The 431-nt window shown below is 65.4% G+C and carries 1 protein-coding gene; it reads left to right on the forward strand.

Going from position 1 to position 431, the window contains the following annotated elements; genetic code table 11:
* Nucleotides 1-54 precede the first annotated feature (54 nt).
* The coding region (locus EOE48_RS28890; protein ID WP_187371601.1) for an acyl-CoA dehydrogenase family protein at nt 55-431 on the forward strand (377 nt) is incomplete at its 3' end.

Consider the following 431-nt stretch of genomic DNA (forward strand, 5'->3'; position numbering starts at 1 on the left):
CGACGACGACCTGGCGCTGCCGATGTTCCGTCCATCGGCACAGTAGGGGGCACCATGGATTTTGAACTCAGCGAAGAGCAGCGTGCCATTGCCGAAATGGCGGGCAGCCTGATGAGCGACTACTGCACCGACGAGCGCCTGCGTGACTGGGACCTCTGCGGGCAAGCCTATATGCAAGACCTGTGGCACAGCTGCGTACAACCCGGCCTGCATGCCCTGGCTATCCCCGAAGCTGCGGGTGGCAGCGGGCTGGGCATGACCGAGCTGGTGCAGATCCTCGATGCCCAGGGCGGTGCCCTGGCGCAAGTGCCGTTGTGGCGTCACCAATTGGCCGCGACCACCCTCGCCCAGTTCGGCGACAAGGCCCTGGCACCATGGGTGGAACAGGCTGTGGCGGGCTCAGGCTTGCTGACCCTGAGCCTCGATGGCCT

Source organism: Methylobacterium oryzihabitans (genome assembly GCF_004004555.2).
Taxonomy (GTDB): Bacteria; Pseudomonadota; Alphaproteobacteria; order Rhizobiales; family Beijerinckiaceae; genus Methylobacterium; species Methylobacterium oryzihabitans.